Annotated in this window: 24 protein-coding genes; 7 read left to right on the top strand and 17 right to left on the bottom strand. The window is 65.3% G+C overall.

What is annotated here, in order from left to right; genetic code table 11:
- Positions 1 to 30: 30 nt before the first annotated feature.
- From rodA to VSX77_RS01380, 5 genes are read right to left on the bottom strand one after another with little or no spacing between them, the layout of a single operon-like run.
- The gene (gene rodA, locus VSX77_RS01400) at positions 31 to 1,137 is read right to left on the bottom strand and encodes a rod shape-determining protein RodA (RefSeq protein ID WP_338425889.1); all 1,107 of its coding nucleotides are present in this window, start codon (positions 1,135 to 1,137) and stop codon (positions 31 to 33) included.
- The gene (gene mrdA / locus VSX77_RS01395; protein ID WP_338425888.1) at positions 1,134 to 3,041 is read right to left on the bottom strand and encodes a penicillin-binding protein 2; all 1,908 of its coding nucleotides are present in this window, start codon (positions 3,039 to 3,041) and stop codon (positions 1,134 to 1,136) included. The genes rodA and mrdA overlap by 4 nt, the downstream gene beginning before the upstream one ends.
- A gap of 10 nt (positions 3,042 to 3,051) precedes the next feature.
- On the bottom strand, positions 3,052 to 3,573 hold the full coding sequence (locus VSX77_RS01390) for a rod shape-determining protein MreD (protein WP_338425887.1): 522 nt from the start codon (positions 3,571 to 3,573) through the stop codon (positions 3,052 to 3,054).
- On the bottom strand, positions 3,570 to 4,475 hold the full coding sequence (mreC, locus tag VSX77_RS01385) for a rod shape-determining protein MreC (protein WP_338425886.1): 906 nt from the start codon (positions 4,473 to 4,475) through the stop codon (positions 3,570 to 3,572). Before mreC ends, VSX77_RS01390 begins: the two co-directional genes overlap by 4 nt.
- Positions 4,476 to 4,492: 17 nt before the next feature.
- Positions 4,493 to 5,539, bottom strand: a complete 1,047-nt coding sequence (locus VSX77_RS01380; protein ID WP_058815272.1) for a rod shape-determining protein — start codon at positions 5,537 to 5,539, stop codon at positions 4,493 to 4,495.
- 191 nt (positions 5,540 to 5,730) lie between these two features.
- On the opposite strand from VSX77_RS01380, the gene mutL reads away from it, so the two are divergent.
- The 3 genes from mutL to VSX77_RS01365 all read left to right on the top strand — a co-directional run bounded on the left by mutL (position 5,731) and on the right by VSX77_RS01365 (position 9,083).
- Positions 5,731 to 7,542, top strand: a complete 1,812-nt coding sequence (mutL, locus tag VSX77_RS01375) for a DNA mismatch repair endonuclease MutL (RefSeq protein ID WP_338425885.1) — start codon at positions 5,731 to 5,733, stop codon at positions 7,540 to 7,542.
- 123 nt (positions 7,543 to 7,665) lie between these two features.
- Positions 7,666 to 8,178, top strand: a complete 513-nt coding sequence (locus VSX77_RS01370; protein ID WP_338425884.1) for a hypothetical protein — start codon at positions 7,666 to 7,668, stop codon at positions 8,176 to 8,178.
- A gap of 107 nt (positions 8,179 to 8,285) precedes the next feature.
- Positions 8,286 to 9,083, top strand: a complete 798-nt coding sequence (locus VSX77_RS01365) for a DUF1206 domain-containing protein (RefSeq protein ID WP_338425883.1) — start codon at positions 8,286 to 8,288, stop codon at positions 9,081 to 9,083.
- Positions 9,084 to 9,234: 151 nt separating this feature from the next.
- Here the strand turns inward: VSX77_RS01365 and VSX77_RS01360 are convergent, their stop codons facing one another.
- Together VSX77_RS01360 and VSX77_RS01355 are read right to left on the bottom strand one after the other, a co-directional pair.
- Positions 9,235 to 10,800 carry an alkaline phosphatase D family protein gene (locus VSX77_RS01360; protein ID WP_338425882.1) on the bottom strand — a complete coding sequence of 522 codons (1,566 nt, stop codon included), beginning with the start codon at positions 10,798 to 10,800 and terminating at the stop codon, positions 9,235 to 9,237.
- 81 nt (positions 10,801 to 10,881) lie between these two features.
- Positions 10,882 to 11,628: a MauE/DoxX family redox-associated membrane protein gene (locus VSX77_RS01355; RefSeq protein WP_422397262.1), complete on the bottom strand. Its 747-nt coding sequence runs from the start codon at positions 11,626 to 11,628 to the stop codon at positions 10,882 to 10,884.
- 32 nt (positions 11,629 to 11,660) lie between these two features.
- Between VSX77_RS01355 and VSX77_RS01350 the strand changes: the two genes are divergently transcribed.
- On the top strand, positions 11,661 to 12,062 hold the full coding sequence (locus tag VSX77_RS01350; RefSeq protein ID WP_338425880.1) for a MerR family transcriptional regulator: 402 nt from the start codon (positions 11,661 to 11,663) through the stop codon (positions 12,060 to 12,062).
- Positions 12,063 to 12,114: 52 nt separating this feature from the next.
- Here VSX77_RS01350 and VSX77_RS01345 read toward each other — a convergent pair whose 3' ends face one another.
- Both VSX77_RS01345 and ychF read right to left on the bottom strand, forming a co-directional pair.
- Positions 12,115 to 12,414, bottom strand: coding sequence for a GIY-YIG nuclease family protein (locus VSX77_RS01345; protein WP_338425879.1), 300 nt, complete (start codon positions 12,412 to 12,414; stop codon positions 12,115 to 12,117).
- Positions 12,415 to 12,474: 60 nt separating this feature from the next.
- Entirely contained in the window at positions 12,475 to 13,572 is a 1,098-nt protein-coding gene (gene ychF, locus VSX77_RS01340) for a redox-regulated ATPase YchF (RefSeq protein WP_338425878.1), read from the bottom strand.
- Between the two features lie 117 nt (positions 13,573 to 13,689).
- Here ychF and VSX77_RS01335 point away from each other — a divergent pair, with 117 nt between their 5' ends.
- Positions 13,690 to 14,337: a CAP domain-containing protein gene (locus tag VSX77_RS01335; RefSeq protein WP_338425877.1), complete on the top strand. Its 648-nt coding sequence runs from the start codon at positions 13,690 to 13,692 to the stop codon at positions 14,335 to 14,337.
- Between the two features lie 320 nt (positions 14,338 to 14,657).
- Here the strand turns inward: VSX77_RS01335 and VSX77_RS01330 are convergent, their stop codons facing one another.
- The 6 genes from VSX77_RS01330 to VSX77_RS01305 all read right to left on the bottom strand — a co-directional run bounded on the left by VSX77_RS01330 (position 14,658) and on the right by VSX77_RS01305 (position 19,847).
- Complete coding sequence (locus VSX77_RS01330) at positions 14,658 to 16,505, bottom strand: PhoX family protein (RefSeq protein ID WP_338425876.1); 1,848 nt, start codon at positions 16,503 to 16,505, stop codon at positions 14,658 to 14,660.
- 168 nt (positions 16,506 to 16,673) lie between these two features.
- Positions 16,674 to 17,669 carry an SDR family oxidoreductase gene (locus VSX77_RS01325; RefSeq protein ID WP_338425875.1) on the bottom strand — a complete coding sequence of 332 codons (996 nt, stop codon included), beginning with the start codon at positions 17,667 to 17,669 and terminating at the stop codon, positions 16,674 to 16,676.
- Between the two features lie 112 nt (positions 17,670 to 17,781).
- Entirely contained in the window at positions 17,782 to 18,351 is a 570-nt protein-coding gene (gene pth, locus VSX77_RS01320; RefSeq protein WP_338425874.1) for an aminoacyl-tRNA hydrolase, read from the bottom strand.
- Positions 18,352 to 18,417: 66 nt separating this feature from the next.
- A complete protein-coding gene (locus VSX77_RS01315; RefSeq protein WP_338425873.1) occupies positions 18,418 to 19,056 on the bottom strand; it encodes a 50S ribosomal protein L25/general stress protein Ctc in 639 nt (212 codons plus the stop codon).
- A gap of 126 nt (positions 19,057 to 19,182) precedes the next feature.
- Positions 19,183 to 19,527 carry an antibiotic biosynthesis monooxygenase family protein gene (locus VSX77_RS01310; RefSeq protein ID WP_338425872.1) on the bottom strand — a complete coding sequence of 115 codons (345 nt, stop codon included), beginning with the start codon at positions 19,525 to 19,527 and terminating at the stop codon, positions 19,183 to 19,185.
- Complete coding sequence (locus VSX77_RS01305; protein ID WP_338425871.1) at positions 19,524 to 19,847, bottom strand: NIPSNAP family protein; 324 nt, start codon at positions 19,845 to 19,847, stop codon at positions 19,524 to 19,526. The genes VSX77_RS01310 and VSX77_RS01305 overlap by 4 nt, the downstream gene beginning before the upstream one ends.
- Positions 19,848 to 19,918: 71 nt before the next feature.
- Between VSX77_RS01305 and VSX77_RS01300 the strand changes: the two genes are divergently transcribed.
- Positions 19,919 to 20,599, top strand: a complete 681-nt coding sequence (locus tag VSX77_RS01300) for an ArsR/SmtB family transcription factor (RefSeq protein ID WP_338425870.1) — start codon at positions 19,919 to 19,921, stop codon at positions 20,597 to 20,599.
- 169 nt (positions 20,600 to 20,768) lie between these two features.
- A complete protein-coding gene (locus tag VSX77_RS01295; protein WP_338425869.1) occupies positions 20,769 to 21,401 on the top strand; it encodes an energy transducer TonB in 633 nt (210 codons plus the stop codon).
- A gap of 159 nt (positions 21,402 to 21,560) precedes the next feature.
- Here VSX77_RS01295 and VSX77_RS01290 read toward each other — a convergent pair whose 3' ends face one another.
- The gene (locus VSX77_RS01290) at positions 21,561 to 22,394 is read right to left on the bottom strand and encodes a TraB/GumN family protein (protein WP_338427186.1); all 834 of its coding nucleotides are present in this window, start codon (positions 22,392 to 22,394) and stop codon (positions 21,561 to 21,563) included.
- Positions 22,395 to 22,456: 62 nt separating this feature from the next.
- The gene (locus VSX77_RS01285) at positions 22,457 to 23,413 is read right to left on the bottom strand and encodes a TraB/GumN family protein (RefSeq protein ID WP_338425868.1); all 957 of its coding nucleotides are present in this window, start codon (positions 23,411 to 23,413) and stop codon (positions 22,457 to 22,459) included.
- Positions 23,414 to 23,477: the final 64 nt, after the last annotated feature.

The raw sequence follows: 23,477 nt of genomic DNA, 5'->3' as shown, positions 1-23,477 counted from the left end.
CCTTGGCAATGGCCTTGCGGAACTTTTTTGTCAGTGGAGGCGGCGGGTGCCTGTCTTGCTGTCGTTTTCGATCGCCAGGATGATGCCGACGCACGTCATGATCGTCAGCATCGACGACCCGCCATAGGAAAAGAGCGGCAGCGGGATGCCGACGACGGGGGCAAGGCCCATCACCATCATCAGGTTGACCGCGATATAGAAGAAGATCGTCATGGTTAGCCCCGCGGCGGCCAGCTGCCCGAAGCGGGTCCGGGCCTTGAGCGCAACGCGCGTCGACCAGCGCAGCAGCAGGAAAAAACCGAGGAGCAGGGCGAGGCCGCCGATCAGCCCCCATTCCTCCGCCATTGTCGCGAAGATGAAGTCGGTGTGCCCCTCCGGCAGATAGTCGAGGTGGCTTTGCGACCCGTTCAGGAACCCCTTGCCGCCGATGCCGCCCGACCCGATCGCGATCTTGGACTGGCTGATATGATAGCCCGCGCCGAGCGGGTCGCTTTCGGGGTCGAGGAAGATCAGCACGCGTTTTTGCTGATAGTCGTGAAGGAAGGAAAAGAGGATCGGTAACGCCGCAATCCCCGCGAGCGCCGTGCCGCCGAACCACCAGAAGGGCAGGCCCGCGACAAACATCACAATCACCCCGCCGATGCAGATCGACAGCGCGGTGCCAAGATCGGGTTGCAGCATTACCAGCGCCGCGGGCAGGCCGATCATCACCAGCGCCGGCCAAAGGGCGGTCCAGCTGCGCGTATTGCCCGGCGGCAACTGCGAATAGAAGCGCGCCAGCGCGACGACGATCGCGACCTTCATGAGCTCGGACGGCTGAAGGTTCATGAAGCCGAGGTTGAGCCATCGCTGGCTGCCGCCACCGACAAATCCCAAAAGCTCCACGGCGAACAGCAGGACGAGGACGGCGATATAGGCGATATAGGCAAAATCCTCGAAGATCCTCAGCGGAAAGCGGCCGAGAACGAGCGCGGTGCCCAGGAAAACGAGGAAGCGCAGGGCGTGCTGCCACGCCCACGGCGACCAGTTGCCGCCGGCGGCCGAATACAGCACGAGCACGCCGAACCCCGCAATTCCGGCCAGGATGGCGATGAGCTTCCACGGGATACGCTGAATCGCGGGCGGGACCGGGATCATTGCGGCACCCCCGGGTCGGGGTCGCTCGACGCGCCCGACTTCCACGCCGCATAATCGCGGTCCATCCGCTCCTTGATCGTCCCGCCCCAGCCAGCCTCGAGCGTATCGAGCGCCTCCATCCCCTTTTCGCGGTCGAAAAGAAAGGTCATGAAATCGCGCGCGACGGGCGCCGCGGCGCGGCTGCCGCCCATCCCATGTTCGATGACGATGCCGGTGGCATAGCGGGGGTTGTCGACCGGCGCGAAACCGATAAACAGGCCGTGATCGCGGAATTTCCACGTACCGCTCTTGCCATTGCCCGTGCCGAGCCCGCGCACTTGCGCCGTGCCCGTCTTGCCCGCCATGGTGATGCCGTCGAGCGACAGGCGGCTGCGCACCGCGGTACCGGCGGCGTTGACGACGCGGTCCATGCCCGCGCGCGCGACCGCCAAAGCCTCGGCCGAAAAGGGCAGGGGTTCGTTCGCGAACTGCCGGTTGACGAGGCGCGGGTAAAGGCGGCGGCCCGACGCGATGCGCGCGGTCATCACGGCAAGCTGGAGCGGATTGACGCTGACATAGCCCTGGCCGATCACCGCGTTCAGCGAGTCCGAGGCCGTCCATTGCTGGTCATATTTGCGCAGTTTCCACGCGCTGTCGGGTATGGTGCCGTATCGCTGGTTGCTTCCAGCGAGTCGAAACTCCTCGCCCAGACCGAGCAGCCGCGCGGTGGGCGCCATCGCGTCATAGCCAAGCCGGTGCGCGAGCCAGTAGAAATAGCTGTTGCAGCTTTTTTCGATCGCGGTGGGCATATCGACGCTGCCGTGGGTGCCGAGGCACCGGAAAAAGCGGCTGCCGAGCCGGTAGCCGCCTATACAGGTATGGCGCTCGCCCGGATCGACGCCATGTTCGATCGCCGCGATCGCTGCCATCGGTTTCAGCGTCGAACCGGGCGGATACAGCCCGCGCGTCGCCTTGTTGATCAGCGGCTGATGATCGTCGGCGCGCAGCCAGGCATATTCCGAATTGCTGATCCCGTCGGAAAAGCTGTTGGGATCGAAACTCGGCATCGACACGAACGCCAATATGTCGCCGTTGCGGCAGTCGATCACCACGGCCGCGCCCGATTCGCGCCCCATGCGCCGCGCGACATATTCCTGCAGATCGGCGTCGATCGTCAGGTGAACGGTCTTGCCTTGCACATCGGGCTGGGTGTCGAGGTCGCGCACGACCTTGCCGCGCGCGGTCACCTCGACGCGCCGCGCCCCCGGCTTGCCCTTCAGCATCTCCTGGAAATATTTCTCCAGCCCGTCCTTGCCGATCTTGTACCCCGGCGTGATGTAGAGCGGGTCCTTGGCCTTTTCATATTCTTCGGCATTGGGCGCGCCGACATAGCCGATCAGATGGCCGACGGCGGCGCCGGTCGGATAGTTGCGCGCAAAGCCGCGCTGCGGCGCGATGCCGGGCAGTTCGGGCAGGCGGACGAGGATCGAGCTATATTCGGCCTCGGTCATATCTTCCTTGATCGCGACCGGCTGGAACCCCGACGCGGCCTTGAGGTCGCGGTTGATGCGCTCCATCGTGTCGCCGTCGAGCTGCAGCAGCGTCTGGAGCTGGCCGAGCACAATATCTTTTTTGTGCAGCCGGTCCGGAATGATGTCGAGGCGCAGGCTGACGCGATTGTTTGCCAGCGCTTTGCCGTTGCGGTCGACGATCCAGCCGCGGCGCGGCGGAATCAGCGTCAGGTTGACGCGGTTGCTTTCGGATTCCAGCACATAACGGTCGTTGTCGACCACCGAAATATAGGTCATGCGCGCCGCCAGCGCGACGCCCACCGCCGCCTGCGCGCCGCCGACGACGAGCGCGCGGCGGGTGAAGGTAAGACCCCTCCACGCTTCGGTGATCGGCGGGTGCTTTTTGTTGAACATCGGCAGCGAACTATCGGCGTTTCAGGCGGAAATTGTCAAACATGCCGGTCAGGCGCATGAACAGCGGCACCAGCAGCACCGAAATGACGACCTGCGGCACCACCAGCCCCAGCACGCGCGCGGCATCGGCCCCCGGATGGGTGATGAGCGCGGCAAGCGGCTGAATAACCGCGACCAGCAGCGCGGCGATCGCCCAGTCGTGAAGAAAACCCCGCCAATAGATGCGCTGCGACGAATAGGCGATCGCGATGCTGGCCAGCGTCCACAGCCCGACTGCGGTGCCGATCGGCGCGCCGCTGAACAGATCGTCCCACAGGCCGAGCGGCAGGCCGATCCACACCGGCCACATTTCGGCGCGCAACAATTGCCAGCAGAGAAAAAAGAGCAGGCCGAGCGGTGGCAGCACCGGCGAATTGGCGATCAGCGGCAGCATCAGCGGCAGCGCGGAGGCGAGCATCACGCTCGCAATCGGCACGATCCGCATCCGCCACAGCGAGGCGGGTTCGCCAAGGCGTGGGCCCTTGCGATTCACGGCGCGGCGGCGGGGGCGGGGGCCGCGGCGGGCCCCGGTCGGCCCGCCGCTTCGATATTGTCGGGGGTGTAGGGACGCAGCACCGATACCGCATCGACTTTGCCCGGGTCGGCGAGCGGGCGCGCGAGCGCGCCGTCGTCCTGCCGCCGTACGACGATCGCGACGGGGATATTCGGCGGATAGAGCCCCCCGGTGCCCGATGTGACGAGGATGTCGCCGGGCTTGAACGGATTGTTCGCAATATTGAGCGTGCGGATGTCGAGGTCGCCGTTGCCGCGGCCGCTGGCGAGCGCGGGAAGCCCGTCGCGCGCGCGGCGCACGGGGACGATGTTGTCGACGTCGGTGAGCAGCAGCACCTGCGACACCGATGGGCCCGCGGTCAGCACGCGGCCGATCAGTCCGTCGGCGCCGCGCACCGGCTGGCCCGCCGCGACGCCCAGGTTACGCCCGATGCTGAGCAGCGCGATGCGCTTGCTGCTGGTCGAGGTTGAGGTGAGGAGATAGCCGTTGGCCAGCGCCGTCTTGTCGGTTTCCTGGAGCCTCAGCAGCGCCTTCAATTGCCGGTTTTCTTCCTGCAGCGAACTGGTCGCAACCAATTCGCGGCGCGTGTCCGCCAGTTCCTTGCGCAGCCGCCGGTTCTGCGTTCCCGCGGCGACATAGGCGCCGACGCTGTCGTCGATGCCCGAAATCGACCCGATCACCGATCGCGTTCCGCGCGCGATCGGTGCGGTGACTTCCTGGCTCGCGATGCGCAACTGGGCAAAACCGACCGGATCGGCAACCGACAATATCGCCAGCAGCAGCCCGGCCACCGCCCCCGTCACCGCAATGACGTAGGCGACGAACAGGCTGTACTGGGCCTTTCGGGATTGCCCCGGACGCCGATGTGCCGGGCGGACCATGACGCGATGCTACCCGATCAGGCTTGCTGGAGCACGCCGCGGAAGGCGGGGTCTTCCATCGCGCGGCCGGTGCCGATCGCGACGCAGGTCAGCGGGTCTTCGGCGACCGTGACCGGCAGGCCGGTCGCATCGCGCAGCAACTCGTCGAGTTCGGCGATCAGCGCGCCGCCGCCGGTGAGAACAATGCCCTGATCGACAATGTCGGCCGCGAGTTCGGGGGCGGTGTTTTCCAGCGCGATGCGCACGCCCTCGACGATCGTTCCGATCGGCTCGGACAGGGCTTCGGCGATCTGCGCCTGGTTGATCGAAATTTCCTTGGGCACGCCGTTCACCAGATCGCGGCCCTTGATGTGGATCGTCAGGCCTACGCCGTCGGCAGGGATGCGTGCGATGCCGAAGTCCTTTTTGATCCGCTCGGCGGTCGATTCGCCGATCAGCAGATTATGATGGCGGCGGACGTAAGACACGATCGCCTCGTCCATCTTGTCGCCGCCCGCGCGGACCGAGGTGGTATAGGCGAGGCCGCGGAGCGAGAGCACCGCGACTTCGGTCGTGCCGCCGCCGATGTCGACGACCATCGACCCGATCGGTTCGGTGACGGGCATGTCGGCGCCGATCGCGGCCGCCATCGGCTCCTCGATCAGCCACACTTCGCTCGCGCCGGCGTTCGACGCGGCATCGCGGATCGCGCGGCGCTCGACGCTGGTCGAGCCGCTGGGCACGCAGATCACGATTTCGGGGCTGCGGAACGCATTGGGCTTGCCGCCGTGCACCTTGGTGATGAAGTGCTTGATCATCTGTTCGGCGACGTCGATGTCGGCGATGACGCCGTCGCGCAGCGGCCGGATCGCCTCGATGCTGTCGGGGGTCTTGCCCATCATCAGCTTGGCGTCGTCGCCGACCGCCTTGACCCGCTTGATCCCGTTCAGCGTCTCGACCGCGACGACCGACGGTTCGTTGAGCACGATGCCCTTGCCGCGCACATAAACGACTGTGTTCGCGGTGCCGAGGTCGATTGCCATGTCTTGGGAGTTGAATTTAAGCCAGCGTGAAAAGAAGGACATCGATACTGCTTCCTGTCATCGAAGCCGCGCCGCAGACGGACACGCCCCTGTCGTGATTTACCCGCGCCCCCGGTCGGCCACAGCTGCAATCAGGGGAAGATTCCGGCTCATCCATATGGGTGGCTGGACAAAATGATCAGGGCTGCGCGGGTGGGTCGCGATTTGCGTCCGACTGCGCTAGGACAGGCCCCATGTCAATACGCCGCCTGCCGGAAAAGCTTGTAAATCGGATCGCCGCCGGTGAAGTGGTCGAAAGACCAGCCGCTGCCCTCAAGGAACTGGTCGAAAATGCCATCGACGCGGGGGCGACTCGCATATCGGTGCGAATCGCCGAGGGCGGCATTTCGCGGCTTGAGGTCGAGGATGACGGGTGCGGCATGACCGCCGCCGACATGGCGCTCGCGCTCGAACGCCATGCGACCTCAAAGCTTCCGGATGATGCGATCGAGGCGGTTACGACGCTGGGTTTCCGGGGCGAGGCGCTGCCCTCGATCGCCAGCGTCGCGCAGCTGACGCTCGAAAGCCGGACGCCGGGGGGCGAGGGCTGGCGGCGTGTCGTCGACAATGGCGCGCTCGCGGGGGAGGGGCCCGCAGCGCTCGCCAACGGCACCCGCGTCATCGTCGCCGACCTGTTCGCGCGCGTCCCGGCCCGCCGCAAGTTCCTGCGCAGCGCGCGCAGCGAATATGCCGCCTGCCTCGACGTCGTGCGACGGCTGGCGATGGCGCGCCCCGACATGGGCTTCACGGTTGAGCACGACGGGCGCCGTGTGCTCGACGTGCAGGCGGGGCAGGACCGCATCGCGCGCGTCGCCGCGCTCACCAGCCGCGACCTGGCCGCAAACAGCATCGGCGTCGATCTCGATAGGGGCGACGTGCATCTGGGCGGCGTCATCAGCCTGCCGACCTACAATCGCGGTATAGCCGACCATCAATATCTGTTCGTCAACGGCCGCCCGGTGAAGGACCGGCTGCTGGTCGGCGCGCTGCGCGGTGCCTATGCCGACCTGCTCGCGCGCGACCGGCATCCGGTTGTCGCACTGTTCCTCGACGTGCCGACCAGCGAGGTCGATGTGAACGTCCACCCTGCCAAGACCGAGGTGCGCTTTCGCGATCCGCAGCTCATTCGCGGGATGATTGTCGGGGGCCTTCGCCGCGCGCTCGACGAACATGGCTTTCGCAGCGTTCAGCGCCCCGCCGAGGCGGCGCTCGCGGCGTGGCAGCAGGAGTCTGTGGCGCCGCCGCCGGCGACGGGTTTCCTCTTCGACCGGCGCGCCGAAACCACGGAGCATCCTTTCGCTGCCGAGGTGTCGTTGCCCAACGCCGACGTCGCGCGCGTCTACGACCGGCTGATGCCCTTTGCCGCGCCCGCACCGCCCGCCGGGCGCGCCGAGGTCGCAGCGGCGCCGCCGCCGACCGCCGACGCGCACCCGCTCGGCATCGCGCGCGGCCAGATCGCCAAAACCTATATCGTTGCCGAGGCGGAGGACGGGCTGGTCATCGTCGATCAGCATGCCGCGCACGAACGCCTCGTGCTCGAAACGCTGAAACGCGGCATGACGGGGCAGGCGGTCCTGGCGCAGGGCCTGCTGATCCCCGAAGTCGTCGAGCTCGACGAACCCGCGTGCGACCGGCTGGAGGCCGCGGCGTCGACGCTCGCCGCGCTCGGCGTCGAACTCGAACGCTTCGGTCCCGCCGCGGTGATGGTGCGCGCAACCCCGGCGATGCTGGGGACGATTGATTGCCACAGGCTCGTCACCGACATCGCCGACGATCTGGCGGGTTACGACGCCGCGCTCGGGCTTAGCGAACGGCTCGAACTCGTCGCCGCGACGATGGCGTGTCACGGCTCGGTGCGTGCTGGGCGAACCCTCAGCGTCGCCGAAATGAACGCGCTGCTCCGCACGATGGAGGTCACGCCGCATTCGGGCCAGTGCAACCACGGGCGCCCGACCTGGGTGAAGCTCGCGATGGGCGACGTCGAGCGGCTGTTCGGCCGCAAATAACCCGCCGCCCATTTCCGGGATGCCCGTTGCACGACCGACAGGCGATCGTTAGAATGCTCAGGATCGCCGGGAACAAGCGGGCACGCCGCCCGTTACGCCCGCGACCCAAAGGAGAAAAAAACGATGCACTCCCCTCTGCTGGCGCCGCTCGGCGCCCTGCTTTTGCTTGCCGGTTGTTCGGGCGAGCCCGCCGCCGAATCGAAAGCGCCCGAGACCAAGACCGCCGCCGCTGAAAGCACGCTGCCCGACACCGGCGGCGACGCCCCGATCGAACTGTCGGCTATCGGCAAGGGCGAATTGCTCGCGCTCGACGGCGAACTGGGTTGCAGCTTCACGGTCGAGGGACATGATGGCGCCGCGCTGGTCGCCAAAGCCGACGTCGGGCCGGAGGCGACGGCGCAGGGCGCGGTCAAGATCGGCGGGCGCGTCCAGCGCGTCGCCGGCTCGGGCGGTTTCGCGGCGCTGGAAAAGGGTATGCAATTGTCGGGCCCCGGCGTGAAGCTGACGATCACGCGAACGGCGGAGGCGTCATCGCCGACCGGCAATGAGCAGACCGCCTATCCGGCAACGCTGGTCGCCCGCCGCACGTTCGGCGGCGAACAGAGCTTTGACGGCAAATGGGTCTGCGGTGCCTGATCCGCGTCCTTCTGATTGAAACGGTTACGGCGGTGACGGCGGCTTAGCCTGCCGGAACCGCCGCGACGGCGAAGCGTTCGGCTCGCATCACCGATGGGAGCAGCCCGATGAACCGACTTCGCCACCTCGAAACCTTCGCCCGCGCCGGCTGGTGCGCGCGGGGCGTCGTTTATTGCCTGCTGGCCTTTTTTGCGCTGACCAGCGGCAATGCGTCCGACGCGAGTCCGCAGGGCGTGTTTCGCGCGGTGAAAGAGATGGCGGGCGGACCCTATCTGCTCGCGCTTCTCGCTCTTGGACTGGCGCTCTACGGCGCCTATCGCCTTTATGGCGCCGCGCTCGACAGCGACGGCAAGGGCGACGATGCCAAGGGTATCGCGACCCGCATCGGCTATGCGGCCAGCGGCATCGCGCATTTCGTCCTGGCGTGGGCAGCGGTGCGGCTCGCAACGGGCAGTAGCGCCGGAAGCAATGGCGAACAGGAACAGGCGGCCGCCGGGATGCTGCTTGACATGCCGCTCGGCGGCACGCTGCTGGGCGCCATCGGCCTCGGCTTTCTTGCGGCCGCTGCGCATCAGGCGATGAAAGCCTGGACGACCGAATTCATGCAGGGCCTTTCTGCCGAAGCGCCGGCGTGGGCCGTACCCGTCGGCCGCGCCGGGCTGGCGGCGCGCGCGGTGGTCTTCGCCGTCATCGGCGTCTCGCTGGTCCGCGCGGGCTGGTTCGGGTCGGCCGGCGAGGTCAAGGGGCTGGGCGATGCCCTGTCGGCGCTCACCGAACATGCCGAACTCTATCTGCTCGTTGCCGCCGGGCTGTTCCTGTTCGGCGTCCACAGCTTTGTCGAGGCGAAGTGGCGCCGCATCCGCGACGAAGATGTCGTCGCGCGGCTCAAGGCGGCCGCGCGCTAGGGGCTGGAGCGGGGAGCCTTAAATATGAACCGTTTGCCCTGAGCTTGTCGAAGGGCCGTTCTTTTTTTTAACGCCGCAAGAAGAAGGACGGTGCTTCGACAAGCTCAGCACAAACGGATTTGGGGATGATGGTTATTTAACGCTCGATGCTCTAAGCCATCTTCACGCCCGCCACGCCGCGTTCGACGACGCCCGTCGCGCGTTTCGACAATGTGTTCACCGGCGTCGTCACCTTGTCGACGACCATGAAATGCGTCTGCCACGCCTCGCGATTGACTTCGCAGACCAGATAGCCGCGCTGGTCGTTCGCAAATTTGAGTTCGGGATTGCGCGCCAGCCATTCGTCGGTGCCGACCCGCTTTTCGCTGCCGTCGCCGCCGCTTGAGATCGAGGTGGCGACGAATTCGGCTGCGACAATCTTGTCCTTCAGCGCCAGGTCGCCGCAGAAATTCTGATGCTCGTCGCCCGTCAGCACGACATTATTGTCCAGCCCCGCAAAGCGCGACAGTATCCGCGTCCGCGGCGCTTCATACCCCGCCCAGCTGTCGAGGTTCATGATCTTCTCGGTTTCCTCCGGGCGCCGTCGCCGGTCGAGCGACATCATCGTCACCTGCTGCGCCAGCGCATTCCACGTCGCGCCGCCGCGCGACAGGTTGCGCGCCAGCCACTCGTCCTGCACCTTGCCCAGCACCTGCCGGTCCTTCGCGAAAACGTCGGGGCAGGCGGGCTTGAAACCGTCGCCGCACGGCTGGTCGTCGCGATATTGCCGCGTGTCGAGCAGCTGCATCGCCATCAGGTCGCCGTAACGAAACTCGCGGTGCGCCGCGACCATGCCGCCGCGCGGCAGCAGCGACCGGCGAACGGGCATATGCTCGTACCACGCCTGCATCGCCGCCTGTTTCTTCAGCATAAAGATCTCGGGCGGCGCGGCATCGGGATCGTTGCCGTCGAGCCCCAATTTCCAGTTGTCGATGTCCGACACCCAGTCGTTGCGAATCTCGTGATCGTCAAAGCTCGACAGATGCGCGTGGACCGATCGCACCGCTTGCTGGTCGATGTCGAGCAGCGTCTGGGCATAGGCATTGCGGAAATCGGTGAGGTCGAACAGCGCGCGCTGCGCATATTGGCGCACCGGGCGGAACGGCAGGCCGTCGTCGAACAGATAGTCGTGGCGATATTCATAAATGAAGTCGCCATAATGATAGACGAAGGCCAGTTCCTCGCGCGCCAGATGGCGATAGGCGCCATAAAAACCCGCCTCGAAATGCTGGCACCCCGCGACGCCGAATTTCAGCGCATCGACCTTTGCTCCCGGCGCAGGCAGCGTGCGCGCGCGCCCGCGCAGGCTGCGTTCGCCCGCGGCGGTAAAGCGGTAATAATAGGGCCGGTCGGGCTGCAATCCCGCAACCTCGACATGGACGCTGTGCGCCAGTTCGGGGCGCGCGAGCACGGTGCCCTTCGCCACCACGTCGCGAAAACCGCCGTCGCTCGCGACCTCCCATTCGACGGGCACGTTGGTCAGCGGCATCCCGCCGTGGCGCTCCATCGGCTCGGGGGCAAGGCGCGTCCAGATGACGAAGCCGTCGCTCGCCGGATCGCCCGCCGCGACGCCCAGCTGAAAGGGAAAGTCGCGCAAAATACCCTGGGCGCGGACGATCGCTGGCGCGGCAAGCCCGGCGATCGTCGCTCCGGCAAGGAAATGGCGGCGGTTATACATGGCTTGGGCTCCGTCGGGGCGAATCGAATGCCCCTCGATAGCCCAGCCCTGCGTTTCATCAATGACAGTTCGGCGACGTCCTTACACCCACATGCGCGCCATCCACAGCGCCATCGCGACCATCATCAGATTTTCGGTCAGCGACACGAACCCCAGCGGCACCTTGCTGCTGCCGCCGACGCACGCGCATTTGATGTCGCGCTTGTCGATATAGACCGCCTTGAACACCGACACCGCGCCGATGCCGCCGATGAACAGCGCCAGCGGGATCGACAGCCAGGGCAGCGCGTGCGCGGTCATCAGCACGCCCGCCAGCCCTTCGGCGAACGGATAGATGCTCGCATAGGGAACCCAGCGCCGCGCGAGCAGGTCGTAATTCAGGAACATCGTCGCGAATTTATCGACGTCCTGTAATTTCAGCAGCGCCAGCACGATCATGCTGAACGAAATGAACCATTCGGCGGCGCGAAGGGTGAAGGCATCGCCATAAGCGGCAAAACTTGCCGCCAGCGCCATCAGCCCAGTCATCGCGAACAGCGCGATGACGGGCGTGTAGCTCGTCGCGTCGGGGTCGGCGACCTTCAGCCCGAAATGGCGGCGCAAATCGTCATAGCCGCCGATCCGCTCGCCGCCGATAAAGGTCTGCGGCGTCGTCTGGACGCCGTGCGCCGCCTTGAACGCATCGGTTTCCTCACGCGTGGTCAACCAGCGGTCATCGACGGTGAAGCCGCGGCGCTCGAGCAGATATTTGGCTTTCAGGCCATAGGGGCAGATGTGCCCCGGCATGACCATGCGATGAAGGATTGCCTGTTTTGTCATGCCTCCCATATAGCATCCGTACCATGGTACGGAGTCAAGCGATGCAGATGACGATCGGCAAACTGGCCGCCGCGGGCGACGTCGGCGTCGAAACGATACGCTATTATCAGCGCCGCGGCCTGATGGGCACGCCCGCGCGCAGCGGCGGCGACGGCTGGGGCGGCGGGATACGCCGCTACGACGAGGATGACCTCGGGCGACTGAAATTCATCCGCGCGGCACAGGCGGCGGGCTTCACGCTCGAGGAGATCGGCGAATTGCTCGCGCTCGACCAGAGCGACGACCGCGCCCGCGTCCGCACCCTCGCGCACCAGCGCATCGACGCGCTCGACGCGAAGATCGCCCAAATGACCCAAACCCGCGCCGCCCTCGCGCGCCTCGCCGATCAATGCGCGGCGAGCGAGACGGGGCCATGCCCGATATTGGCGGCGTTCGAGCCCTGAGGCATTCGTCATTGCGAGGAGCGGAGCGACGAAGCAATCTCCAGCTATCGGCCTATTGTCCGGTTAGTTCAGGAAACAGGTCTCGCCACTCCGGATTTCCGGCTTCAATAAGAGTAATTTTCCTTGCCCGTGATCCCGCCTTGATCTGCTTCTCGCGGCTGATGGCGGAATGCATGTCGCCGTGCATTTCAAACCAAACCAGCTTGTCACATCGATAACGCGCCGAAAACCCGCTCCGCTTTTCCCGGTGCTGCCACACACGACCGATAAGATTCGACGTGACGCCGGTGTATAGCACGCCGTCCTTCCCGTTGGTCATGATGTAAACTGCGGGTTGAGTGTCATGGCGCATCGCTGGAGATTGCTTCGTCGCTACGCTCCTCGCAATGACGAAGTTTGGTCAGCCACGCGATCAACTATGCAAAAAATGCATCACGTCGCCATCATGCAGAACATACGCCTTGCCCTCGGCGCGCAGCTTGCCCGCTTCGCGCGCGCGGGCTTCGCCGCCCAGCGCGACATAATCGTCATAGGCGATCGTTTCGGCGCGGATGAAGCCCTTCTGGAAATCGCTGTGGATTTCGCCCGCGGCTTCGGGCGCGGTCGCGCCCTGATGCACGGTCCACGCGCGCGCTTCCTGCGGGCCGACGGTGAAGAAGGTGATGAGGTGAAGCAGCTCGTAGCCTGCGCGGATAACGCGCGAGAGGCCGGTTTCGGTCAGGCCCATCTCCGACAGGAACTCCATCCGGTCGGCCATGTCCATCGTCACCAGCTCGCTCTCGATCGCCGCCGACACGACCACCGCCTGCGCACCCTCGGCCGCGGCCTTGGCGAAGACCTTTTCCGAAAAGGCATTACCGTTCGCCGCGCTGCCTTCATCGACGTTGCAGACGTAGAGGACCGGCTTCGAAGTCAGCAGCTGCGCGGTGCGCAGCACGCGCGCTTCCTCGTCGTCGCCGGTTTCGACCAGCCGCGCGGGCTTGCCGTCGCGTAGCAGGTCGAGCGCCCTGCCCAGCACCGACGCGGCGATCTTCGCTTCCTTGTCGCCCTGCGCCGCCTTTTTGGCAAAGGCGGGGACGCGCTTTTCCAGGCTTTCAAGGTCGGCGAGCAGCAGCTCGGTCTCGACCGTCTCGGCATCGGCAACCGGGTCGACCCTGTTCTCGACATGCTGGATGTCGTCATCCTCGAAACAGCGCAGCACATGGACGATCGCATCGACTTCGCGGATATTGCCGAGGAACTGGTTACCCAGCCCTTCGCCCTTCGACGCGCCGCGCACGAGGCCGGCGATGTCGACGAAGGCGAGCTGCGTCGCGATGATCTTCTTGCTGCCGGCGATCGCCGCCAGCTTGTCGAGCCGGTCGTCGGGCACCGCGACATTGCCGATATTCGGCTCGATCGTGCAGAAAGGATAGTTTGCCGCCTGCGCCGCCGCGGTCTCGGTCAGCGCGTTGAACAGGGTGGACTTGCCCACATTGGGCAGACCGACGATCCCGCATTTGAAACCCATAAAAACTCCATCAGGCCGGCGCGGCGCCGGCGTCGCAGCGCCCCTAGCGCCAAGTGGCGCCCCGCGCCAGCCTTTGCCGTTGCGCAGCGTTAAGACTTGGCGCTTTATCGCCGCGCTATGAAGCCGTCGCGCCCCATCGCCGCCGCCCTCCTGCTTGCCTTCGGCAGCGCCGCTGCGCTCGCCGCGCCCGACCGGTTCGAGGAAGGCGTGTTCGCCGAACTCAACCGCTTTCGCAGCGACCCCGCCGGCTATGCCGATTTCCTCAGCGACTATCGTCCGCGGTTCGAGGGGCGGCGGCTCCGCGCCGCCGAGGATGGCGAGATCGACATATTGACGCGCGAGGGCGTCGCCGCGGTCGACGAGGCGATCCGCGAGCTGCGACGCGAAAAGCCGCTGCCCGAACTGGAATGGAGCGACCTCCTCGCGCGCGCCGCTGCCGATCATGTCGCGGTCCAGTCGCGATCGGGCGCGGTCGGCCATTATACGCGCGGGCAGGGGCCGGGCGAGCGGATGCGCGCGCGCGGCGGCGGACCTTATGTCAACGAAGTCATCACCTATGGCCACCATACGCCCGAGGGCGTCGTCGACCAGTTACTGATCGACGACGGCGTCCCCGACCGTGGCCACCGCTTCAGCCTGCTGCGCCCGACGCATCGCTTTGCCGGCGTCGCCTGCGGCCGCCACCCCGTCCACCGCACAATGTGCGTCACCCTGATGTCGCAGACCGCCGACGGCTCGCCGCCGCCGCCGCCCCGCCGACCTTAGACCCTGTTTCAGTAAGATTGAAGCGCGAGACGGAGCCGATTTTGCCGCGAGGCGAGGCGCGAGGAGGGAGCGATGGTTTTCCATCGTGACCGACGAGCAACGACGTCCTCGCGGCAAAATCGGCCCGCCGCCGCAGGCGGTCGTCCAGCGAGCCGCGCTGGGCGCGTCGCGTCGCTTGCACGGGCCACCGGCCCGCACTGCGCAACGCTCCTCCCCAGCACAGCTCGCTGGACGATCTCGTTGCGTCAATCTTACTGAAACAGGGTCTAAAGGGTGCGGCCGCCCGCCGTCGCCGGTTGGCGCAGGCGGGCGGCGCGCGGTCAGTTGCCGACCGGCTGGCTGTCGGTCCGCCGCACCACGATCGTCGAGGATCGCGGCACTTCGCCCGCAACCGGCCAGTTGCCTGTCGGATGCTGGATATTGACGAAGAAGGTCGTGAGGTCAGGCGTATAGGCCAGGCCGGTTATTTCGCATCCCAGCGGCCCGACCAGAAACCTTTTCGATTCCTTGCTCGCCTGATCGACATAATACATCGCATTATTGCCGAACACCGTGGTGGCCGATGCGCTCGTGCTGGCGTCGGTCTGCACCCACATCCGGCCTTTCGGATCGATCCGCAAGCCGTCGGGGCTCGAAAAGGGATCGCCGTTGATATTGCCCTGCAAATTGGGATCAGGCAGCGCGGGGCTGCCCGCCAGCAGGAAAATTTCCCAGGTAAAGCTGGTCGCGAGCGGCGAATCGCCGGTTTCGCGGAACTTGATGATATGGCCGTGCAGGTTGGTGGTGCGCGGGTTGGACGGGTCGGTGACCGCGCGGCGGCTGTTATTGGTCAGCGTGCAATAAACTGCGCTGTTGTCGGGCGCGACCGTCAGCCATTCGGGGCGGTCCATCACCGTGCCGCCGGCGACGCGCGCCGCCGACTGGCAGTTGATCAGCACATCGGCCTGGTTGTTGAAGTTGACGATCGTCGGCGCTGGCGGCGTTGTGCTCTGGGTGACGTTGCCGGGGTCCGACGCGCCCGCGGTCAGGCCATTCTGCCCGACGACCAGCGCGCGCCACTCGCCGATGCCGTCGGGATTGAAACGCGCGACATACAGCGTGCCATAGTCGAGCAGGTCGGTGTTCGCGGCGCGGTTCGACGGGCTGAACGCCCGGTCGGGCACGAATTTATAGATGCAGCCCGGGGTCGTATCGTCGCCCATGTAAAAGGCAACGCGATTGTCGGTGCTCGCCATGAACGCGACATTTTCGTGGCTGAACCGGCCCATTGCAGTGCGCTTGGTCGGCGCCGCCAGCTCGCGCAGCGGGTCGATTTCGACCACCCAGCCATAATCGGCCTCGGGCTGCGTCGGGTCGAGATAATTGTCGGTCGTTTCCTCGCACGTCAGATAGGTGTTCCAGGGCGTGCGGCCGCTCGCGCAATTATTGAGCATCCCCTTGATCGATCCCGACAGAAGGCCCGCTGCGGGGCCGCCCGCGCGATAGCTGCTGTTGCCGGTATAACGCCGGTTATAGGTCGACCCGGCCTTCACCGCCCATTTGCCGTCGCTGCCCTTGGCAACCTCGACAACGCCGATACCGACCGCCGACAGCGCCAGCGCTTTCTGGTCTGCCGTGGCCGTCGCGGCATCATAGCTGCCCGCCATCAGGATGCCGAAATCGGGATATTCGAAATTGATCGCGAGCAGCCCCCCGCGGTTGGCGTCGACGCCCGGGATTGCGAAATATTCCATGCCGTCATGGTTGCCGCCGGCCCATTTTTCGGCGACCGCCGGGGTCGGGAAACTGCCGGCATAAGCGGCGCCGCTTTCGATCGAGTCGCCGGCTTTCAGCAGCACATCGACGCCGTAGCCGCTCGGCACGGTCACCGTGTCGTTTTGATTTGCGGCGATGGCGGCAAAGGTGACCGCGAAGCTCGGCGGCGGGGTCGGGGTGGGGGTTGGCGTCGGCGACGGCGTCGGGGTGACCGTGACCGGCGGCGTGCCGTCGTCATCGCCGCACGCTGCGAGCGCGGCGACCGGGATCACCGACAGGCCCATCAGGCCGCGCTGCAGGATCGAGCGGCGCGACGGATTTTTGGCGACGATCGCCTCCAGGCTGTCGGCTCCGCCCACGGCGGCGGTGTCGCGGCGATAGGGCGCGCGGGCTTCGTCGGTAAGATGTGACATGCAGTACCCCTGTTTTCGGTCGAGATGGCCGGAGTCGTCGGACCCCGCCGGGATCTCACCGATTGCAGAAGCGCATGGCAGCGGCATGGCATCTGCATGTCAGACGCGCATGAATTCAATGACATCTAAATGACAGCGGCCCGCTGCGGCCGCAGCGCCGCCCGAGGATCAGTCGTGCACCGCCTTGACCAGCGGGCCGAGTGCCGGCGATCCGCCGAGCCACGCGACCTGCACCTCGGCCGACACGCGGTTGATCGCTTCCTGCGGCTTCGCCCCCGGATGCACCGCGCGGCGCAGCGGGCGCTTGCCCGCGGGCATCGCCATGATCTCGGCAATCGCGCGCGGCACGTCGGCGGGGTCGGCGCTGCGCCCGCTGCCGTCTTCGGTCCCCATGCCGCGCGTGAACGGCGCATAGGCATCGAGCAGCGCCGCGTCGCTCCGCGCTTTCAGCGCGCCGGTGTAGGCGTTGCGGTTGACCCACACTTTCGTCGGATAGCCGCCCGGCTGGATCACCGTCACGTCGATGCCGTGCGGGACGAGTTCATAGGCCATCTGCTCGGACAAGGCCTCGACCGCGAATTTCGTCGCCGAATAATGGCCGCCGCCCGGCACGATGACGCGGCCGAGCTGCGAGGAGATGTTGAAGATCTGCCCGCCCTTCGCGGCGCGCATCTGCGGCAGGAGCGCGCGCAGCATCCGCTGGATGCCAAAGACATTGGTGTCGAAGATCAGCGCGGTGGCCTCCATATCCTGCACCTCGACCGGCCCGGTGATGCCGACCCCGGCGTTATTCACCAGCGTGTCGATCCGCCCGCCCGCGATGTCGAGCGCCTTGGCGGTCCCGCTCGCGACCGACGCGTCGTTCGTCACGTCGATCTCGACGATATGCAGGTCGAGCTTTTCCTTTGCCGCCTCGGCGGCCAGGCTTTCGGCTTCGGGCCGCGGCAATCCGCGCATCGTTGCGATCACCTTCGCGCCGAGCCGCGCATAATGCAGCGCGCCGACGCGTCCGAACCCGCTCGAACAGCCGGTGATCAGCACGGTGCGGCCTTTCAGCGACGGATCAGCGGCGGGCGTCGCGGCGTGCAGCAGGGCAGGGGCGGCGGACAGCGCGGCGGCACCGGCAAGCATCTCGCGGCGATTGGGGGTGTGGCGGTTGGTCATGGGTGGCTCCTCTCGAGGATCATCATGCCTCAGTTGGGGGCGCGTGCCAAATCGGTGGTGGGGCGGTCGGGAGCGGACTCGGTCGAAGCCGGACATTTTTTGCCGCCCCCAATCACCCCTGCAAGCGCAGCGCCAGATCGCTCTGGAACCGCACATCATCGCCCTTGGCCAGCCATTCCGCCTCCGCGGCGATCGCGCCGAGCAGGTCGATCAGCGGCTCCATCTCGCTCTTGTGATAATTGCCGAGCACATGGCCGGTCACGCGGTCCTTGTGCCCCGGATGGCCGATGCCGATGCGGATGCGGCGGAAATCGTCGCCGATATGCTGGATCATCGACCGGATGCCATTATGCCCCGCCGCGCCGCCGCCGCGCTTCACCTTCACCTTCATCGGCGCAAGGTCGAGCTCGTCGTAAAAGACGGTGACGTCGGCGGCGGTCAATTTGTAGAAATCGAGCGCCGCGCGCACGCTGCGGCCGCTTTCGTTCATGAAGGTGCCGGGTTTGAGCAGCAGGATGCGTTCCGCGCCGATGCGCCCGTCCTGAATCCAGCCCTGGAATTTCTTCACAGGCGGCGGAAAATTATGGATTTCGGCGATGACGTCGGCGGCCATGAAGCCGACATTGTGGCGGTGCATCGCATATTTGGGGCCCGGATTGCCAAGGCCGACCCAGAGCTGCATGGCGTTGCCTTTCCCGGGGTCTGGTGGAAACGCCCCTCCCGATGGGGGAGGGGCGCTCCGGAAAGCTTAGGCTTCGTCGCCGCCCTCGGCAGCGTCCTCGCCGTCATCCTTCGTCGTGTCGCCGTCGCTCGACTTGAGCGCCGACGGGGCGACGATGGTGGCGATCGTGAAGTCGCGGTCGGTGATCGCGCTCGCAACGCCCTTCGGCAGGGTGACGTTGCTGATGTGGATCGAATCGCCGACATCGAAACCGGTCACGTCGATCGCGATCTCGTCGGGAATCTTGTCCGCGTCGCAGACGAGTTCCAGCTCGTGACGAACGATGTTCAGCACGCCGCCGCGCTTCAGGCCGGGCGATGCTTCTTCGTTCTGGAACACGACCGGCACGGCGACCTGGACGGTGGCGTCCTTGGCGATGCGCAGGAAGTCGGCGTGGATCGGACGATCCTTGACCGGGTGGAACGCGACGTCCTTGGGCAGCGTGCGGATCTGCTTGCCGCCAACCTCGATCATCACGACCGAGTTCATGAAGTGACCCGTCATCAGCTGCTTCATCAGCAGCTTTTCTTCGACATGGATCATCAGGGGTTCTTCTTTGCCGCCATAGACGACGGCGGGGACGCGGCCTTCACGACGCAGTTCACGCGAGGCTCCCTTGCCTCCGCGTTCGCGCGTCTCGGCCGTCAGCGTCAGCTGATCGCTCATAATATTTCTCCGAGAAACAGTTACACAGTCCGCCACGCCTCCAGGGATGACCATGACGGAAGCCGGGGCGCTTAGCGGGGAACGGCCGGAAAAGCAAGCATGGCGGACGTGACGCCGGAAATGCCCTTAATGGTCGCGCTGAAAGCTGTCGATCGGCGCCTGCTCGCGATCGGTCATCGAATAGTCGCGCAGGACATGTGCGATCCGCAAGCGATAATGCGCAAACACGCCCTGCTGCGCCGCGGCTTGTGCGGCGCGATGGCTGGTGTTTTCACGCCAGCGCCGGACGGCATCTTCGTCCTCAAAGAAGGACAGCGATACCAGCTTGCCGGGGTGCGACAGACTCTGGAACCGTTCGACCGAGACGAATCCGTCGATCTCGTCGAGCAACGGGCGCAGCGCCGCCGCCGTGTCGAGATAGCGGTCCTGCTGGCCGGGCGCTGGCTCGACCTCAAAGATCACCGCGATCACGACCGGACCCCATGCGGCGCGGACGCCAGTTTCAAAAAGGTTCGATCCTCGCGGAGCAGGAATTTCTCGCGCTGGGCGAATTCATAATTTTCGCGCCCCAGCGGATCGTCGGCCAACCGCGCGCGATACGCCTCATATTCGGCAAGGCTCGGAATATTATAGATGCCATAGGCGAGCGTGCTCGACCCCTCGTGCGGCGCGAAATAGCCGATCAGGTCGGCGCCGCAGCGCGGGATCGCCTGCCCCCAATTTTCGGCATAGCGGACGAACTGATCTTTTTTGGTCGGGTCGATGTGATAACGGATGATGCACGTAAGCATGGGATCTCCTTGGTAGCGGAGCCGCGCTTTAGCGCTTCGCAGCACCGTCATGCTTCGATATAGGTCGAAGTATGAAAGACGGCCCCGACATCGCGCGTATCGCCAATCTGATCGGCGACCCCGCACGCGCCAACATGCTGACCGCGCTGATGGCGGGCAAAGCGCTGACGGCGAGCGAACTCGCCAACGAAGCCGGGGTGACGCAGCAAACCGCCAGCTCGCACCTGCGCAAGCTGGAGGAAGGCCGGCTCATATCGCCGCGCAAGCAGGGGCGGCACCGCTATTTCGCGCTGGCGGACGAACGCATTGCCCGATCGCTCGAAGCGCTGATGGACCTTGCGCAAAGCACCGGTCATATCCGCACCCGGACCGGCCCCAGGGACGCGCGGCTGCGCGAAGCGCGCGTTTGCTACAATCATCTGGCGGGGCAAATGGCGACGCGCCTCTATGATCATATGATCGGGCGCGGCTATCTCAAGCTTTCGGTGGGCGGGCTCGCGCTGACGACGGCTGGCGAATCCTTCGCCCGGTCGCTCGGGATCGACATTGGCGAATTGTCGGGCAAGCGCGGACGTTTCTGCCGCGAATGCCTCGACTGGAGCGAACGCCGATCGCATCTGGCGGGCAGCCTGGGACGCGCGATCCTGACGCAGATCATCGACCACGGCTGGGCCGAACGCGACGCGAATTCGCGCGCAATCCTGTTTTCGTCGAAGGGGCGTGCGGAGTTCGAACGGATGATGGCCGCATAGGGCGCTCTTTATTGGAGCAGCCCCTCTCTATCCCACTTACAGTCATAAGTTGCCGATTTGATTACTATGGCAGCGAACGATCGATTGCGGACGTTGCAATTTCGATTAAGATGCGATCGGCTAAAGGCTTGGGATTTACAGGGTCGTATCCATTTTTGAAGGTCACAAAATGCTCTCTTGGTTTTTCTTCGCAGCCGCAGCCGTAGTTGAAGTGTCGCACCCGATTAAGGCCGAGCCTAAAGGCAGTCCTGCAAATTGGGTTCGGGCCGCAGACCTTCCTAAAATTGATGGGCGGGCCGCGACGACGACCTTTGATTTAACAATTGATCAGGCAGGGCACGCCGTCCATTGCGCCGTAATTATCGCGAGCGGCTACGATCAGCTGGACACGGCAGTTTGCGCTGCGTTGATAAAAAGGGCACGCTTCAAACCGGCGAAAGATATTGATGGTACGGCAATGGCATTCGTCTACCGGGACCGTGTCGTGTGGCGGCCCAAGGCATATGGTAGTAATAGCTGGTTTAAGAGTCCGGACATCGTAATCTCGACGCCAGCGATTTCTAATCAATTTAGGAAGATAGCGGAGATCTTAGTCGTCGTAGATAAAACCGGCGACATTAACAATTGTTTCGTGATCGATAGCGTTCAAAATGGAGCTCTTGACGCATTAGCTTGTTCAGCCGGAAAAGACCCAAAGATTTCATTGCCAATTATGGATGCTCAAGGCTCACCACTCCGGGGAGTTAGATCCTTGTATGTTGGATTTGAACCGGGTGTCGCTGAGAATCGGTATATACAATAACTTCGCATCTATAATTTGCGCGTCCTCTTCCCGCTAAATTTCGGCCTCTCTTCGCCGATTTGGATCGATTATGGCTTTGCCGAAGCTGAATGAAAACAGATTTCACGGATTGATCTAGAAGCTGTCAGTCCGCTCCGCACCCCAAAGCAGCCAACCCTGCTACTGCACCCGCCGCATCCGCACGCCTCGCGCTTCCAGCAGCGCCGGAACCCCCTCGGCGCCGACCAGATGCCCCGCGCCGACCGCCATCAGCACGGTGCCCGGCCGCTCCATCCGCTGAGCCGCCCAGGCGGCCCAGCGGCGGTTGCGGTCGGTGATGATCGCCTTGCGCGCGGCGGGGACCGTATCGATGTCCTCGTTGATCACCTTTTCCAGCGCCGCGACGTCGCCGCGGCTCCACGCCGCGGTCAGCGCCAGCACGTCGCGCGTCGCCTTATCGGCCTCCTCGGCCGCGCGGACCAGCAACATGCGCTGCGTCGCCGGGTCGAGCCTCTCGAACAGCATCAGCTGTTCGCGCGCGCGTTCCAGCCCGCTGATCGGCTTGCCCGCCGCCGCGAACCGCTCGGTCAGCCGCGCCTCGACGCCGGCGTCGGGCGACAGGTCCGCATTTTGCGCGACGCGCTGGCCGATCAGCACCATCACCGCCCAGTCGTCGAACCCGTCGCCGTTCAGCCCCCGTCCGCTCGCCTCCAGCGCGCGGTATCCCATCAGCGCCTTGCCCGTCAGCCGCGCGTTGATCGCCAGCGGCGTCTCGCGCGGCGCCAGGTCACGGAACGCCTCGGCCGCCGCGTCCAGCTCGGCGGGCGACAATTCCATCACCAGCGCGTCGGCGGCTGCGATTGCAGCCCCGACCGCGCCGTCATCCCAGTCGGTGCCGCGCGGCAGCGCATGCATCGATCCCAATATATAGATGCGCGTGTCGGCATCCTCGGCCAGCCACATCGCCGGGCGCGCCTTGGTTTCCGGTTGGGCGGGGCTGCACGCCGCGAGCACCAACGGCAAAAGGGCCGCCGCGATGCGGCGACCCTTTTTTCCGAGTAAGAGCGATGCCTGCCTCAATAGTCGACCCGCTCGGCGGTCAGGCCGCGGTCTTTCAGATAATCCTGCACGCTCTTTTCGCCCGCCAGATGCCCCGCGCCGACCGCGACGAACACCGTGCCCGGCTGTTCCATCCGCGCCTTCAGCTTGTCCGCCCAGCGCGCGTTGCGATCATAAAGCAGCGTTTGCGCGAGTTCGGGCGTCGCGGCGAGGCTTTCGTTCATCGCGACCGCCAGCCCGTCGGGATCGCCCTTCGCCCACAGCACAACCATCTTGTCGAGCATCGGCCCCAGCTTGTCGAGATCCTTCACCACCGAATTGAGGAAGGCGATCTGCTGCGTTTCGGGCAGCACGTCAAAGAATCCCAGCTGTTCGCCCAGCGTCTCAAACCCCGCGACGGGCTTGCCGCTCGCTTTGGCCAAGCGCGTCAGCTGCTTTTCGGCGCCCTGTTCGGGGTCATAGCCCAATTTGGTGAGCGGCAGGACCGACAGGGTGATCGCGGGAAACCAGGGTTCGAACATGTCGAACTGCGCGGGGGGCAGGCCGACGCTGGCCATCGCCGCCTGATAGGCTTTCAGCTCCTCGGCATCGAGCCGCGACGACAATGTCGTGCCGCTTTGGTCGATGGCGAGGGGCATCATCGTCTGGGCGACTTCGGCCTGGTCGTCGGGCAGGACGAGTTCGAGCATCAGCTGATCGGACTTGTCGAACGCTTCCTTCACCGCCTCGTCGAACCAGCTGAGGCCGGGTTTCAGCACATGGACGGTGCCGAACAGATAGATGGTCGTGTCCTCGTCCTTGACGACCCACAGCGCGGGGTCGGCGTCGGTCGTCGCGGGCGCCGCAGCGGCCGGGGCGGCGGCCGTGGGGGCAGGCTCGGCGGCCGAGGCGATATTGCCGCCGGGGATCAGCGCGCACTGCGCCAGCGGAATGATCGCGCAGGTCGTGGCGAGCGTCTTGAACCAGTTTTTCATGGGATAGCCTTTCATTGTGGGCGCTTATGGCCCGAAGCGAGGGGAAGGGGAAAGCGGAAAGCTG

This window comes from Sphingopyxis sp. TUF1 (assembly GCF_036687315.1).
Lineage (GTDB): Bacteria > Pseudomonadota > Alphaproteobacteria > Sphingomonadales > Sphingomonadaceae > Sphingopyxis > Sphingopyxis kveilinensis.
The sequence above is the reverse complement of the archived record's forward strand: the minus strand, read 5'-3'. Positions and strand labels throughout refer to the sequence as shown.

Bases quoted from the DNA above. Each gene is read 5' to 3' on its own strand.
- rodA (WP_338425889.1), bottom strand. From the start codon at position 1,137: ATGATCCCGGTCCCGCCCGCGATTCAGCGTATCCCGTGGAAGCTCATC.
- mrdA (WP_338425888.1), bottom strand. From the start codon at position 3,041: ATGTTCAACAAAAAGCACCCGCCGATCACCGAAGCGTGGAGGGGTCTT.
- mreC (WP_338425886.1), bottom strand. From the start codon at position 4,475: ATGGTCCGCCCGGCACATCGGCGTCCGGGGCAATCCCGAAAGGCCCAG.
- VSX77_RS01380 (WP_058815272.1), bottom strand. From the start codon at position 5,539: ATGTCCTTCTTTTCACGCTGGCTTAAATTCAACTCCCAAGACATGGCA.
- mutL (WP_338425885.1), top strand. From the start codon at position 5,731: ATGTCAATACGCCGCCTGCCGGAAAAGCTTGTAAATCGGATCGCCGCC.
- VSX77_RS01370 (WP_338425884.1), top strand. From the start codon at position 7,666: ATGCACTCCCCTCTGCTGGCGCCGCTCGGCGCCCTGCTTTTGCTTGCC.
- VSX77_RS01365 (WP_338425883.1), top strand. From the start codon at position 8,286: ATGAACCGACTTCGCCACCTCGAAACCTTCGCCCGCGCCGGCTGGTGC.
- VSX77_RS01360 (WP_338425882.1), bottom strand. From the start codon at position 10,800: ATGTATAACCGCCGCCATTTCCTTGCCGGAGCGACGATCGCCGGGCTT.
- VSX77_RS01355 (WP_422397262.1), bottom strand. From the start codon at position 11,628: ATGGGAGGCATGACAAAACAGGCAATCCTTCATCGCATGGTCATGCCG.
- VSX77_RS01350 (WP_338425880.1), top strand. From the start codon at position 11,661: ATGCAGATGACGATCGGCAAACTGGCCGCCGCGGGCGACGTCGGCGTC.
- VSX77_RS01345 (WP_338425879.1), bottom strand. From the start codon at position 12,414: ATGCGCCATGACACTCAACCCGCAGTTTACATCATGACCAACGGGAAG.
- ychF (WP_338425878.1), bottom strand. From the start codon at position 13,572: ATGGGTTTCAAATGCGGGATCGTCGGTCTGCCCAATGTGGGCAAGTCC.
- VSX77_RS01335 (WP_338425877.1), top strand. From the start codon at position 13,690: ATGAAGCCGTCGCGCCCCATCGCCGCCGCCCTCCTGCTTGCCTTCGGC.
- VSX77_RS01330 (WP_338425876.1), bottom strand. From the start codon at position 16,505: ATGTCACATCTTACCGACGAAGCCCGCGCGCCCTATCGCCGCGACACC.
- VSX77_RS01325 (WP_338425875.1), bottom strand. From the start codon at position 17,669: ATGACCAACCGCCACACCCCCAATCGCCGCGAGATGCTTGCCGGTGCC.
- pth (WP_338425874.1), bottom strand. From the start codon at position 18,351: ATGCAGCTCTGGGTCGGCCTTGGCAATCCGGGCCCCAAATATGCGATG.
- VSX77_RS01315 (WP_338425873.1), bottom strand. From the start codon at position 19,056: ATGAGCGATCAGCTGACGCTGACGGCCGAGACGCGCGAACGCGGAGGC.
- VSX77_RS01305 (WP_338425871.1), bottom strand. From the start codon at position 19,847: ATGCTTACGTGCATCATCCGTTATCACATCGACCCGACCAAAAAAGAT.
- VSX77_RS01300 (WP_338425870.1), top strand. From the start codon at position 19,919: ATGAAAGACGGCCCCGACATCGCGCGTATCGCCAATCTGATCGGCGAC.
- VSX77_RS01295 (WP_338425869.1), top strand. From the start codon at position 20,769: ATGCTCTCTTGGTTTTTCTTCGCAGCCGCAGCCGTAGTTGAAGTGTCG.
- VSX77_RS01285 (WP_338425868.1), bottom strand. From the start codon at position 23,413: ATGAAAAACTGGTTCAAGACGCTCGCCACGACCTGCGCGATCATTCCG.